A 13,969-nucleotide genomic window follows, 5' to 3' on the forward strand; every position below is an offset into this window, starting at 1 on the left:
TGCAAGTACGTCCATGTAAGCTCGGTCGCGGCTTGCTCGTGTGCGCTGTCCTGCGCACACGGCAAGACCGGGGTTGGGCGTCCTGCCCAACCCGCCCGAGGCATGCCTTGGGCCCATGCGGCTCACGCCCCCGCAACCGGACCCACCCCGCCTTCGACAGATTTCCACGATCTGCCGGAACGGCATGAGCTGCTCCTGGTGGGTGTCGACCTTGGTCGACACGTTTGGGTCGGTACCGGGTCGGATCCCGTTGCTGCGCAACGGGCTCTGACCCTGTGAGCAAATGAACAGGTCTGTTCGATTCATTGATTCCTGATGCGTGACTGGCTTTACGGAGCCTGGCTCGATGCCAGGCCGTGGGCGGCGGTCATCGCAATGACATGTGGCGCCGGTACGGTTTGAGCCCGCTTGCGGGTCGCGCGCGGGCCGGGGTTCCGGTGGTGGCGCGCGTCCACTGCAGCTGCTGTCGCTGCCGAGGGTCATGTGTTCTACGTCAGGGGGCTGAATGGACACCATGCGGTCAGAACTTGGAAGGTGGCCATCGCCGCATGGCTGCTGCTGTCCTTTGCCGCTGCCGCGCAGGACGCTGTTCATGCCTACGACATCCCTGCGCAGCCGCTGGAACAGGCGGTCGAGCGCTTCAGCGTCATCAGTGGGTGGTCAGTGATGTACCCGGGTGACCTGGCCGCAGGCCGCAGCAGCCATGCGCTGCGCGGCAGCCTGGCACCGCTGCCTGCGTTGCAGGTGCTGCTGCAGGACTCCGGTATCGAGGCCGAGGTGATCGGCGAGCAGCGCGTGGTGCTGCGCCGGGGCACGCCCTCGGCCGCCGAATCGAGTGTTGGCGCCGAACTTCCCGAGGCCGAGCGTCGGCGTCGCTACGGCGGCCTGCAGCAGCGGTTGCGTGCGGCGTTCTGTGACGACCCGGAGATCGCGCCCGGCCGCTATGCCGCGACGCTGCGCTTCCGCATCGACGGCGCGGGCCAGGTGAGCGAGCCCGAGCTGCTGTCAGGCAGTGGCAGCGCCCGCCGCGATGCGCGCCTGCTGCAGGCGCTGCAGGGCTTGGTGCTGGCGCCCGATGCCGCTGCGCTGCCGCAGCCGGTGACGCTGCAGATCCGTCCTTCCGGTACCGACCACGACTGTGGCCGGCGCGCGCCCCTTCCATGACTTCAAGGATTCGAACATGAGCAACGGTACGGCTGGGGCAGTTGACCTGATGGACCACCTTCTGGGTGCCTACGATGAGCTGAAGCGCCGGCTGGTGCGCAAGCTGGGCTCGGAGGAGCTGGCCGGCGACGCGCTGCAGGACACGTGGATGCGCCTGAGCGCGCGGCGTGACCGCCTGGATGCCGTGCAGAACCCCGCGGCCTACCTGCTGCGCATGGCAATGAATACCGTGATCGATCGCCAACGTGCTGACCACCGCCTGCTGAGCCTGGAGGAGGTGGATACGCTGATGGACATGGCCGACCCTGCACCCGGCCCGGCGCAGGCGGCCGAACTGGACTTCGCGCTGGAAGACATGGTTGGCCTGCTGCAGCGCATGCCCGAGCGCCGTCGCCGCATCCTGCTGGCGATCCGCGTCGATGGCCTGCAGCAGCGCGACGTGGCCGATCACCTCGGTGTGTCGCTGCGACTGGTGCAGCGTGAGCTGAAGGCGGCCCAGGACTACCTGGGCGAGCGCAGCGGGCAGGGGCGCCAGGTGCGGTTCTGAACGGCGGCATCCGTCTACACTTTGACGCCGAGCAGAACCCCGCAGCGTGCGGGTCCGGCATGAGCCCCCATGGATCCTGACGATCGCCCGCAACGCCCGCTGGATGCCGTCGAGCGTCAGGCGCACGCGTGGGTGGTGCGGCTGACCTCGGGCGAGGCGACCGCCGCCGACGGGCGCAGGTTCCGTGCGTGGTGCGAGTCGGATCCGCGTCATCGTGAGGCGTTCGGCCGTGCGCGCCGGCAATGGGAGCAGGTACGGCTGGCCGGCGAGCAGCTGCCCGCCGCCGCCCGCCAACCGGTGGCGCCGACGCCGGCCCAGCGCTGGAGCCGGCGCGCCTTCCTGGGCGCGGCGATTGCCGCCCCGGCCAGCCTGGTGGTGGTGGCGGCAATCCGCCCGCCGCTGGGGCTGTGGCCTTCGGTGACGGCGATGACGGCTGATTTCCACACCGGCACCGGTGAACGTCTGCAGATCGCACCCTTGCCACAGCTGAAGATCGAACTGGATACGCAGAGCAGCCTGCGCCGCCGCGCCGACGCGCAGGGCGAAGGCTTCGAGCTGGTGCAGGGCCAGGCCGCGATCGAGACCCTGGCCGGCCTGCGCCTGGCGTTGTTCGCGGGCCCGGGTTGCGTGATTGCCGATGAAGGCGCAGTGCGCCTGGATGTGCGCAACACCCACGGCCAGGTACGGGTGACCTGCCTGCAGGGCAGCGCCCGCATCGAGCATCCGCAGGGCCGGCTGCAGCTGCAGGCGGGTCAGCAGACCCAGTACGACGAGCGCCTCAGTGGCGTGGTGGCCGAAGCCGTGGCTTCTGAAGTGAGCGCCTGGACCGAAGGCATGCTGGTGTTCCGCCGCGCACCGCTGCGTGAAGTGGTGGACGAGATCAACCGCTACCGCCGCGGCAAGGTGCTGCTGGGAGAATCGGCGTTGGCGCGCGCGCCGGTCAGCGGTCGCTTCCGTATTGATGATCCGGACGCGGCACTGGAGCAGCTGCGACTGACGATGTCGCTGGATCTGCGTCGCTTTCCGGGTGGCATTGCCGTCCTTGGATAGATGAAGACGCTGGCCGTGCGCGCCGCGCAGGGCTGTTGCAAGCGAGGAGAGGCCAAGGATGCGCAACGAGACCATCGGTGTGCTGGATCTGCGTCGCAATCTGTCGGCGCTGCTGGAAACCACGCAGCGACGGCCATTGATGGTGCATCGCTATGGCTCACCTTGGGTGTGCGTGGTGTCCGATGCGCAGTGGCAGCAACAGGCGGTGCTGCTGGACTTTGATCCGCAGTCGCACCCGCTGGCGATGCTGCTGCGCCTGCAGCAGCAGTCGCTTCCGCTGCCTGAAGCCGGTGCGTTGCCGCCCGCGGCGGTTGCACGCGCACTGCTGTTGATGGACGTGCATCGCATTGAGGATCTCGCACAGCTGCACGACCAGGTGCTTCACCATCGCCTCTGGCATTGGTTCGTAGCAGGCACCCATGGTGTGATGGACGGTTGGCAGCTGCCGGCGCTGCGCGTTGCGATGGCGTCATGGTTCGATGACGTGGACATGTCCAATGCGCTGGCAACATTCGCCGCGCGCAGCGACGTGGCGATACTGGCGCGCCGTTGTGGAGGCGAAGCGCCGCGGCTGGAACGTGAAGCCTGCAGGCAGATGACGCTGCGATGACGTTGTCGATGAAGCGCCACGCAGTGCACAGAGCTGCATGCGCGCTGTCGCTTCACCTGCCTTGCTGACGTCTTCTCCAGAGTACGACGCACCGCGCGTCGTGGAGCATGGGCGGCGCCTATGGCAGACAGTCGCAGGATCAGCATGCTGGAGCTGGATCGTCACCTGAGCCAGTCACTGGAGCAGGCACGGCATGCACCATTGAACGTGCAGCGCTATGGGCGCTCGTGGGTCTGGGTGCTGTCCAGCGATGCCTGGGCGGATGCGGCGCGCTGGGCGGCACTGGATGGTAGTGCGCACCCACTGGCGGCGCTGCGAAAAGCCCTCGACCTGCGGCTGCGGCCCTGGCCCGAGGCGGCGATGAGCCCGCTACCGCTTGATGCAGGCGATGCGCGGCTGCTGCAGCGCGCGGCTCTGCTGGTGGTCGTGCGCGGTCTGAACAGTGCCCAGCGCGTGTACGACGACCTGCGCTATCACCAGGCCTATCGGATGTTCATCGGCCTCGATCATGGAACGGCATGGTCGCCGATGCAGTGCGTGCGCCTGCTGCAGGCCTGCGCGCACCCGTTGCTGCGCGGCTGCATCGACGATGCGCTGGCCAGCGTGCCGCAGCACCTGTTCGAGTCTGCATGTGCCCCGGCTGCACGTATTGCGCCTGCACAGGGACACGCGCAGCGGATTTCCAGCGGATGTTTATCGTACTGACACATGCACCGCTGACCATGGCGCAGCGGTCTCTTCCAGGATGACGAGGGCGGAACAATGGCAAGGCAGGTTCGTGGTCGCAGGGCTCGGCAGCAGGGTTTCAGCCTGATCGAGATCATGGTGGTGGTGGTGATCATCGGCATCCTCGCCGCATTGATCGTGCCGCGGTTGATGGACCGCCCCGACCAGGCGCGCGTAGTGGCGGCGCGCCAGGACATCGCTGCATTGATGCAGGCATTGAAACTGTTCAAGCTGGACAACGGGCGCTATCCCAGTGCCGAGCAGGGGCTGCAGGCGCTGGTGAAGCCACCGCAGGGTGGTGGCGCGATGCCGGTCACGCCCTATCTGGATCGCCTGCCCAATGATCCATGGGGCCATCCGTACCAGTACCAGATTCCCGGAACCCATGGCGACATCGATGTGTTCTCGCTGGGCGCGGACAGCAAGCCCGGTGGCGACGCCGGGAATGCGGACATCGGTTCCTGGCAGCTGTGAGGCAGGCCGATGTCAGCCCGGATGCGTTCTGTTTCGAGTGTCCGCCAACGTGGCATGGCGGTGATCGTCGCCCTGCTGGTGGTGGCACTGGTGGCGGTGATTGCCACCGCACTGCTGACCCGGCAGTCGGCCCAGCTGCGTGCGCTGCGTGGCGACCAGCTGCGCGTACAGGTACGCATGGCGGTGGACGCAACGCTGGAGCGTGCGGCACAGCAGCTGCGTGAGGATGTAAAGGAACAGCTGACCACGGTGCGCAGCGGGCGCTGGGCGCGCCCATTGGAGCTGCAGGCGCCGTTGCCGGTGCAGCTGCAGCTGGTCGATGCGCAGTCGATGTTCAACCTGCGCAACCTTCTTGCGCATGGCAGGCCGGACCCCGAGGCGCGGCGCGCGTTCATCGCGTTGTGTGCCGGGCAGGGGCTGGGCCAGGGCGCCTGCGCATCCGCCGCCGACCACATCCAGGCGCGCCTGCGCGATGGCGACATGCAGGCGCAGGCGCCGCTGCCGCGCGAATCACTGATCGAACAGGCGTTGCCTGGCGCCGATCCGGTGGCGTTGCAGGCGCTGGCGCGGCGCACCGTGGTGTTGCCGGCGCAGACCCTGGTCAACGCCAACACCAGCGACCTGCGCGTTCTGCAGGCGGTGACGCCCGTGGTCGAGCCGGCACGGCTGCAGGCGCTGCTCGGTGAGCGCGATGCTGGCCATTGGCTGCTCAATCGCGGCGACATCGCCAACCGACTCCAACTGAGCAACGAACAGATGGCCGTGCTTCCCCTGGGTATCCATAGCGAATGGTTCCTGGCCGTCGGCCAGGTGCAGGCTGACGGCAGTGCGGTCGATTTTCGCGCGCTGTTGTGGCGCGAATACCGCGACGATGGGGTGCGTGTGCAACGGGTGTGGACGAGGATCGGCGCATGAATGTGCAGCTTCGCATGCGCCTGCCGGCGCTGGAGCACCTGCGCGCCGACAGCGCGGTGGACTGGGCGCAGCTGCACAAGGGCGAGGTGCTGGCGCATGGCCGCGACACACTGACGGCGCTGGGCCTGCGGCATCCGCAGGCTGCGGTGCGTGCCTGCCTCGATCCGAACGACCTGATCCTGCTGGAACTGCAGCTGCCGCCGTTGTCCGGGCGCCGCCTGCAGTCGGCGCTGCAGGGTGAGGTGGAGGCGATGCTGCTGGATGACCTGCAGGAGGTGGCGCTGGCCCACGGCGCGCAGGCGGCAGACGGCACGGTTCCGGTGGCCTGGCTTGGCCAGCAGGCCATCGCGCAGGTGCAGCAGATGCTGGCCTCGTGTGCGCTGCAGCTGCAGGCGCTGTATCCGACGCCACTGCTGCTGCCCTGGCAGGACGGCCAGGCCACGCTGCAGGTCAGCGGCGAGCATCTGCTGGTACGCAGCGGGCGCGATCGGGGTTTCGTTCAATGGTATGGCGGACGTGATGCCTGTGCGGTGATGCAGGCGCTGGCCGTGCGCCTGCAACAGGCCGGCGTGCAGGCCGTGCAGTGGATCGATAGTGTGCCGCCGATGTGGCCGGACAGCCTGCCGGCCACCGCCGTCACGCATGAACGGCAGACCTCTGGCCCCTTGCCAGGCTGGTCATTGCCGCTGCCCGGCGCAGGCCGGCAAGCACCGCGACTGGCGATCGGCCTGGCACTGGCAGCAGTGCTGCTGGCTGCACTCGGCCTGCAGCTGCAGGTCTCGCGTTGGCGGATCGAGGGCGAGGCCCTGCAACAGGACATGGCGCGCCAGTTCAGCGCGCGCTTCCCGGAGATCACCGATGTGGTGGACCCGGTGTTGCAGGCAAGGCGAGCACTTGCCGTGCCGCTGCCGGCGCCGCCGTTGCCGGCGCTGCAGCGTCAGGTTGCCAGCACGCTGCAGGCTGTTCCGGAGCTGGCCGGGCAAGTGCGCAGCCTGCATTACCAACCCGGGCAGCTGGACATGGAGCTGGATGCCGATGCCCAGGCATTGGCCGACGATCCGCAGCGGCTTGAGCACTGGCAGCAAGCAGTTCAGGCACAGGGCCTGCAGCTGGCGCGCCAAGCCGGTGGACACCTGCGAGTGAGCGGAGCTGGGCAGTGACGACCCGCACCCTATGGCTGGGCGAGGGGCTGGTGGGCCTGCAGCACCGCTGGCAACGCCTGCCACCGCGCGACCGGCTGATGCTGTGGGTGATGGTGGTGGCGCTGCTGGTGGCGGGCCTGTGGTCGTTGTGGCTGGAGCCACTGCTGAAGCAGCGCACGTATTGGCAGGCCGAGCTGCCGCGGCTGCAGGCGCAGTCCCGCGCATTGGCACCGCTGCTGCGCGCCCGTGAGCGCCAGCAGCTGGCGCAGAGCCAGCACCCGACACTGGCCGGGCTGCGCGATGGCATCAAGACCGCCGGCCTTGCCGCCGGCCTGCATATCGAAGCGCGCGACGGGCGTTGGCACCTGCAGGTGCAGGCAGTGCCCGCCGACGCGCTGTGGAACTGGCTGCTGCCCGTGCTGGCCGATCCGGCCATCGAACTGCAGCAGCTGCAACTGACACGCACAGGGGATGCGAACATGCCGGCGGCACGGATTTCCGGAAACATCGTGATGGTGGCCACCGCGGGTGCCCATCCATGAGGGCGATGCGTAGCTTTGCCTGCAGTACCGCACTGGCCCTGATCGTGTGCATGGCCCACGCACCGGCGCTGGTACTGGCGCAGGACGCCCGTGATGAGCCGGTGCAGTTGAACCTGGTCGACACCGATATCGGTGGCGTACTGCGCATGGCAGCGCGCTTCACCGGGCGCCAGTTCCTGGTCGATCCACGGGTGACCGGCAAGATGACAGTGGTTTCCGATGGCCCGGTCAGCCGTACCCAGGCCTACCAGTTGCTGCTGGGCGCACTGCGCATGCGCGGCTTCGCCGTGGTCGAGAACGGCGGCGTCAGCCGGGTGGTGCCGCAGGCCGATGCCAAGCTGCTCGGTGGCCGCGTTGGCAGCGGCGGTGCGGGGGGCGAGGTTGCCACGCGCACCTTCGCGCTGCGCTACGAGAACGCGGCCGCGCTGGTGGCGGTGCTGCGGCCGATGATCAGCCCGGACAATCCGATCACTGCCAATCCGGGCAACAACACGCTGGTGATCACCGACTATGCCGACAACCTGGAGCGCATCGCGCGGGTGATCGCCAGCGTGGATACACCGGCCGGCATGGACACCGATGTGGTGAAGCTGCAGCAGGGCATTGCCGTTGACGTCGCGGCGATGGTCGCGCCGCTGCTGGATGCGCAGGGCGCCGAGCCCACCCAGAAGGTGGTGGTGATGGCCGACCCGCGCAGCAACAGCGTGCTGCTGCGGTCGAGCAGTCCCGGGCGCACCCGCCTGGCTAGGCAGCTGGTGGAGAAGCTGGACCGTGCCCAGGATGAATCCGGCAACCTGCATGTGGTCTACCTGCGCAATGCCCAGGCCAACCAGCTCGCGGGTGTGCTGCGTGGCGTGGTGGCCGGGCAGAGCGATGCACCGGCGATGGGCAGCAACGAAGGCATCACACCACTGCCCGGCGACGCCAGCCGCTCCACCCCCGCGCAGCCGTCGCAGCCGCAGCAGGCCAAGCCCGGAGGCAATGCGCTGGAATCGCAGCGCCTGGACCCGAGCCGCCGTGACCCGATCGATGCAGGAAGCACCGGCTTCAGCCAGAACGGCATCTCGGTACAGGCGGACGTGGCCACCAACACGCTGCTGATCTCCGCCCCCGAGCCGGTGTACCGCAACCTGCGCCGGGTGATCGACCAGCTCGACCAGCGCCGTGCACAGGTGCTGGTGGAAAGCCTGATCGTGGAGGTCAACCAGACCGACGCGGCCGAACTGGGCGTGCAGTGGATGCTGGGCAATGGCCGCACCTTCGGCGGCACCCACTTCGGCGGCACCACCGGTGGCAGCGGGTTGAACACCAACGCACGCACCACCCTGGACGTGCTGCCCAAGGATGGCCTGAAGATCGGTGTGATCGACGGCACCATCAACCTGCCCGGCGTCGGCCAGATCCTCAACATGAAGGCGTTGGCCAACGCGCTGCAGAGCAAGGGCGGTGCCAACATCCTGTCCACGCCGAACCTGATGACGCTGGACAACGAAGCGGCCAGCATCATGGTCGGCCAGACCGTGCCGTTCGTCAGTGGCCGCTACGTGACCGACGGCGGCGGCGGCAGCAACAACCCGTTCCAGACCATCGTGCGCGAGGACGTCGGCCTGAAGCTGCGGGTGCGCCCGCAGATCTCCGAGGGCGGCACGGTGAAGCTGGACATCTACCAGGAAGTCAGCAGCATCGACGCGCAGAGCGCGAACAGCACGGCCGGCATCATCACCAACAAGCGCGCCCTGGATACCAGCGTGCTGCTGGACGATGGCCAGATCATGGTGCTGGGTGGCCTGCTGGAAGACAGCGTCAGCCATGGCCGTGATGCGGTGCCGGGGCTGGGAAAGATCCCGGTCCTGGGCGCCTTGTTCCGCAGCGACACGCGCAAGCGCGCCAAGACCAACCTGATGGTGTTCCTGCGCCCGCACGTGGTGCGTGACCCGGCCGCCGGCCAGCGCCTGACCCGCGACCGCTACGACTACATGCGCAACGCGCAGGCGGGCGCGCAGCCGGCACAGAGCTGGGCCTTGCCGGCGCTGTCGGCACCGCAGCTGCCACCGCAGGACCTGTCTGTCCTCGGCCAGGGCAATGCACGCGATGGCCAGGGCCAGCCGCTGCAGAGCAGCAGCCTGGCGGCGCTGTACCCGTCCGGTGACGGCGACGCGCAGCTGGTGCAGTTCGCGCAGGGGCTGGACCCGGCGCGTGCCAGCCAGGGCGTGGCGCAGGTGCGTGCACTGGGCCTGCAGGCCTATGCCGAAGCGACGCCCGGCGAGAGCGGGCAACGCCTGCGCGTGCGATTGCCGCGCGATCCGGCGACGCTGGACCCTGCGCTGCAGCAGCTGCGCGGGCTGGGCTACACGCCGGAACTGGTGATCGGGCCGTGAGCGCCGCCACAGCTCTGCCGTACGTCTGGGTGCGCAGCCATGGCGTGATGCTGTCCGAAGTTGGTGGCGAGCCCGTGTTACTGGGCACCGCCGAAACTGCGGCGTGGGCCGTGGCCGAACTGCGCCGTCGGCATGGCCCGCTGCCGTTCCAGGCGCTGGATGCTGCGACGTGGCAACAGCGGTTGGGTGAGCAGTACCGTGACGGCGGCGATGCCGCTGCCGTAGTGGGTGCCGCCGAAAGCGAAGTCGATCTGGACCGGCTGATGCAGGACATGCCGGAGGTCACCGATCTGCTGGATGCTCAGGACGATGCGCCGGTGATCCGCATGATCAACGCGCTGCTGGCACAGGCCGCACGCGATGGCGCCAGCGATCTGCATATCGAACCGTTCGAGACCCATTCGGTTGTGCGCTACCGCGTGGACGGCACCCTGCGCGACATGGTGCAGCCACGGCGCGCACTGCATGCGGCGCTGGTATCACGCATCAAGATCATGGCGCACCTGGACATTGCCGAGAAGCGCCTGCCGCAGGACGGGCGCATCGCCATCCGCGTGGGCGGGCGGCCGCTGGATATCCGTGTCTCCACGGTGCCGACCGGTCATGGCGAGCGTGCTGTGCTGCGCCTGTTGGAAAAGGATGCCGGTCGCCTGCAGCTGCAGCGCCTCGGCATGGCCGATGACACGCTGGCCACGTTCACCGGGTTGATCCGTCAGCCGCACGGCATCGTGCTGGTCACCGGGCCGACCGGCAGCGGCAAGACCACGTCGCTGTACGCCGCACTGGGCCAGCTCGACAGCAGCACCAGCAACATCCTCACTGTGGAAGACCCGGTGGAGTACGACTTCGCCGGCATCGGCCAGATCCAGGTCAACGCGCGCATCGGCATGAGCTTTGGCACCGCGCTGCGTGCGATCCTGCGCCAGGATCCGGACACCATCATGATCGGTGAGATCCGCGACCTGGAGACCGCGCAGATTGCGGTGCAGTCGTCGCTGACCGGGCATGGCGTGCTGGCCTCGCTGCACACCAACGATGCGATCTCGGCGGTGACCCGCCTGGCTGACATGGGCGTGGAGCCCTTCCTGCTGGCCTCGTCGCTGCGCGGCGTGCTGGCGCAGCGGTTGGTGCGGCGGCTGTGCACGCAGTGCCGTCGTGCCGAGGTGGACGGCGAGGGTCGCACCGTATGGCGCGCGGTGGGCTGCGCGGCCTGCGCCAACAGCGGCTATCGGGGGCGAACCGGCATCCATGAACTATTCGTGGTCGACGACCGCGTGCGCGCATTGATCCATGAAGGGCAGGGCGAGCCTGCGCTGCGCGAGGCGGCCCGGCGGGCCGGCATGCGGACCCTGCGGCAGGATGGCCAGCGCTGGGTCGACAGCGGGGTAACCACGCTGGAAGAGATCCTGCGCGTCACCGGCGACGATTGAGGCCTGCATGGCACTGTTCGACTACCAGGCTGCCAACGCGCAGGGCCGCATCGAAAAGGGCCAGTTGGATGCCGACAGCCCGCGCGGTGCTCGCCAGCTGCTGCGCGGGCGCGGGCTGACCCCTGTGCAGGTGAGTGCGGCGCGCAGTGCCGGCAGTGGCTGGGGCGCTCGCCGGTTGTCCGCCAGCGAGTTGGCCTGGGCTACGCGCCAGCTGGCCAGCCTGTTGGCCGCCAGCCTGCCGTTGGAAGGTGCTTTGAGTGCGGTGATCGAGCAGGCCGAGCGCCCGCATGTTGCGCAGGCACTCACTGCCGTGCGTGCGGATGTACGTGCTGGCCAGCGCCTGACCGTCGCACTCGCCGCGCGGCCGCGCGATTTCCCACCGATCTATCGGGCACTGGTGGGTGCAGGTGAAGACTCCGGTGATCTGGCACGGGTGATGGAGCGCCTGGCCGACTACATCGAAGAACGCAATGCGCTGCAGGCCAAGGTACTGACCGCCTTCATCTACCCAGCGGCGATCAGCCTGGTATCGGTGGCGATCGTGATCTTCCTGCTCAGCTACGTGGTGCCGCAGGTGGTGACCGCGTTCGTGCAGGCGCGGCAGACGCTGCCGATGCTCACGCAGATGATGCTGGGCGCCAGCGCGTTCGTGCGCAGCTGGGGCGTGTGGGCAGGGCTCGGCATCGCTGCGCTGGTGGTGGCCTGGCGGTTGGCCCTGCGCAGGCCCGAGCTGCGCCTGCGCTGGGACGCGATGCTCATGCGGGTGCCGATGGTCGGGCGATTCGTGCTGGGTGTGAACAGTGCGCGCTTCGCCTCGACACTGGCGATCCTGCTGGATGCTGGCGTGCCGCTGCTGCGTGCGCTTGAAGCTGCCCGGCAGACCCTGGGCAATGCGCTGCTGGCGCGCTGTGCCGACGATGTGTCCGCGCGCGTGCGCGAAGGTGCCGCGCTGGGTGCTGCGTTGAAGGTACAGAAGGTGTATCCGCCGATCCTGGTGCATCTGGTGGCCAGTGGCGAGAAGACCGGTTCGCTGGCGCCGCTGCTGGATCGCGCCGCGCAGACCATCTCGCGCGAGATCGAGCGTCGCGCGATGGCACTGACTGCCTTGCTGGAGCCGACCATGATCCTGGTGATGGGCGGCGTGGTGCTGACGATCGTGTTGGCGGTGCTGATGCCGATCATGGAAATGAACCAGTTGGTGCAGTGATGCGCAACGCGCATCACGGGTAGAGTCGACTGTTAGTCGACCAGCGCGGAGATCGAGTGCATTCAGATCGTTTCCGCGTGCGAAAGCAGTCGACTAACAGTCGACTCTACCCAGTCGATCCCATCGGGTCGATCCCATCGGGTCGATCCCATCGGGTCGATCCCATCGGGTCGATCCCATCGGGTCGATCCCATCGGGTCGATCCAATCAGGTCGATCCAATCAGGTCGATCCAATCAGGTCGATCCAATCAGGTCGATTCAATCAGGTCGATTCAATTCAGTCGATTCAATTCAGTCGATTCAATTCAGTCGATTCAATTCAGTCGATTCAATTCAGTTGATCGGGCGGCGTCGTTGGAATGTGGCATGGGTCGATTCTCCACACAATCCTCCACACCTTTTTTCGATCTTCCACAGGTTTCTTAAGCGGCCTGTCATCGGCGCGGACCAGCATGGACACGTCGCCGCAGAGTGGGCTGGGAGGCCCTCGGCGGCAGCAGGCGTGTAGTGACCGTTCCTCCCTTGGCGTTTCCCTTCGCAGTAAACCCTTCAGGAGAAGATCATGAACAAGTACAAGACCCTGGCCGCGCTGGTTGCCACCGCGCTGCTCGCTACCGTTGGCGCCGCCTCCGCGCAGACCGTTACCGGCGGCGGTGCTTCGCTGCCGGCCGACCTCTACAAGGGTTCGTCCGACAGCATCCTGCCAGCGAACTTCACCTACGCCGTGACCGGTTCGGGCACCGGCAAGAAGGCCTTCCTGGAAAACAACTCGCTGCTGTTCTCGACTACCGGCACCGTGCACTTCGCCGGCAGCGATTCGGTGCTGAGCAGCACCGAGCTGAGCACCTACACCACCAACTTCAACCAGCCGACCAACGCCAACCGCTACGGCGCGCTGATCCAGGTGCCGTCGGTGGCCACGTCGGTCACCATTCCGTTCAACAAGGCCGGTTCGGCGGTGGACCTGAGCGTGGCGCAGATCTGCGGCGTGTTCTCGGGTGCGATCAGCGACTGGTCGACCATCGATGCCAACCGCAGCGGCCCGATCCAGGTGGTGTACCGCCCGGAAAGCAGCGGCACCAGCGAAATGTTCAGCCGCTTCCTGACTGCGGCCTGTGCGGCTGAGAACGCTGGTACCTCGAACCTGGTGGGTGGCAAGTTCGCCATCAAGTCGACCTTCGCCGACCTGTACAAGCGCGATGCCAACGGCAACCTGCCGGCGTTCCTGGTGGCCGCGCCGGCCACCGGTGGCACCTCGCTGTACAACGCTGTCTACGCTGCTGAAGGCCGTATCGGTTACGTTGGCCCGGACGTGATTCCGAGCGTGACCGATGCGACCAAGGTCGCCAAGGTCAAGGGCTTCTCGCCGGATCAGGTGAGTGTGCAGGCGACCCTGGACACCGTCGCTCCGCCGACCGGTACCGCTGCCGAGGACCCCGCCAACTGGGTGCCGGTGTTCGGCAACCCGTCGGCCGGCTATCCGATCGCCGGCTACACCAACCTGGTGATCGGCCAGTGCTACAAGGATTCGAGCGTCGCCACCAGCCTGCGCGGCTTCCTGGCCCGCCACTATCCGGCGACCTACACCGTCGCGTATGAGAAGTCGATCACCGACCACGGCTTCATCCCGCTGACCAAGGCCTGGCGCGATGCGATCCGCAACCGTTTCGTGCTGGCCAGCAGCACTGCCGGCCTGAACAATCCCAGCACCTGCGCCGGCATCGGTCGTCCGCTGTAATCCGCAGCACTGATTGAATCCTGCTTGACCCGACGCCGGCCCCTG

The 13,969-nt window shown here is 67.6% G+C and carries 13 protein-coding genes; all 13 read left to right on the forward strand.

Going from position 1 to position 13,969, the window contains the following annotated elements; all coding sequences use genetic code 11:
* Window positions 1-483: 483 nt before the first annotated feature.
* The 13 genes from AC5P99_RS17615 (at window position 484) to AC5P99_RS17675 (ending at window position 13,924) form a co-directional block, all read left to right on the forward strand.
* Window positions 484-1,164 carry a TonB C-terminal domain-containing protein gene (locus AC5P99_RS17615; protein ID WP_111151492.1) on the forward strand — a complete coding sequence of 227 codons (681 nt, stop codon included), beginning with the start codon at window positions 484-486 and terminating at the stop codon, window positions 1,162-1,164.
* Between the two features lie 16 nt (window positions 1,165-1,180).
* Window positions 1,181-1,711, forward strand: a complete 531-nt coding sequence (locus AC5P99_RS17620) for an RNA polymerase sigma factor (protein ID WP_123958641.1) — start codon at window positions 1,181-1,183, stop codon at window positions 1,709-1,711.
* Between the two features lie 69 nt (window positions 1,712-1,780).
* A complete protein-coding gene (locus AC5P99_RS17625) occupies window positions 1,781-2,761 on the forward strand; it encodes a FecR family protein (RefSeq protein WP_005409893.1) in 981 nt (326 codons plus the stop codon).
* Window positions 2,762-2,819: 58 nt separating this feature from the next.
* The gene (locus tag AC5P99_RS17630) at window positions 2,820-3,371 is read left to right on the forward strand and encodes a hypothetical protein (RefSeq protein WP_012480451.1); all 552 of its coding nucleotides are present in this window, start codon (window positions 2,820-2,822) and stop codon (window positions 3,369-3,371) included.
* A gap of 144 nt (window positions 3,372-3,515) precedes the next feature.
* Window positions 3,516-4,076 (forward strand): hypothetical protein, encoded by a 561-nt coding sequence (locus tag AC5P99_RS17635; RefSeq protein WP_253682444.1) that lies wholly within the window; start codon window positions 3,516-3,518, stop codon window positions 4,074-4,076.
* 57 nt (window positions 4,077-4,133) lie between these two features.
* Window positions 4,134-4,571, forward strand: coding sequence for a type II secretion system major pseudopilin GspG (gspG, locus tag AC5P99_RS17640; protein ID WP_005409890.1), 438 nt, complete (start codon window positions 4,134-4,136; stop codon window positions 4,569-4,571).
* A gap of 9 nt (window positions 4,572-4,580) precedes the next feature.
* Entirely contained in the window at window positions 4,581-5,486 is a 906-nt protein-coding gene (gene gspK / locus AC5P99_RS17645; protein WP_060380596.1) for a type II secretion system minor pseudopilin GspK, read from the forward strand.
* Window positions 5,483-6,646, forward strand: a complete 1,164-nt coding sequence (gene gspL, locus AC5P99_RS17650; RefSeq protein WP_149501150.1) for a type II secretion system protein GspL — start codon at window positions 5,483-5,485, stop codon at window positions 6,644-6,646. The genes gspK and gspL overlap by 4 nt, the downstream gene beginning before the upstream one ends.
* Window positions 6,643-7,170, forward strand: a complete 528-nt coding sequence (locus tag AC5P99_RS17655) for a type II secretion system protein M (RefSeq protein ID WP_005409887.1) — start codon at window positions 6,643-6,645, stop codon at window positions 7,168-7,170. The genes gspL and AC5P99_RS17655 overlap by 4 nt, the downstream gene beginning before the upstream one ends.
* On the forward strand, window positions 7,167-9,548 hold the full coding sequence (gspD, locus tag AC5P99_RS17660; protein WP_329753018.1) for a type II secretion system secretin GspD: 2,382 nt from the start codon (window positions 7,167-7,169) through the stop codon (window positions 9,546-9,548). Before AC5P99_RS17655 ends, gspD begins: the two co-directional genes overlap by 4 nt.
* The gene (gene gspE, locus AC5P99_RS17665) at window positions 9,545-10,978 is read left to right on the forward strand and encodes a type II secretion system ATPase GspE (protein ID WP_329753017.1); all 1,434 of its coding nucleotides are present in this window, start codon (window positions 9,545-9,547) and stop codon (window positions 10,976-10,978) included. Before gspD ends, gspE begins: the two co-directional genes overlap by 4 nt.
* Window positions 10,979-10,985: 7 nt before the next feature.
* Window positions 10,986-12,185: a type II secretion system inner membrane protein GspF gene (gene gspF, locus AC5P99_RS17670; RefSeq protein WP_005409884.1), complete on the forward strand. Its 1,200-nt coding sequence runs from the start codon at window positions 10,986-10,988 to the stop codon at window positions 12,183-12,185.
* Between the two features lie 563 nt (window positions 12,186-12,748).
* Window positions 12,749-13,924 (forward strand): substrate-binding domain-containing protein, encoded by a 1,176-nt coding sequence (locus AC5P99_RS17675; RefSeq protein WP_049451124.1) that lies wholly within the window; start codon window positions 12,749-12,751, stop codon window positions 13,922-13,924.
* The last annotated feature ends 45 nt before the right edge of the window (window positions 13,925-13,969 follow it).

The organism is Stenotrophomonas sp. YJH_SMC_80, from assembly GCF_059372495.1.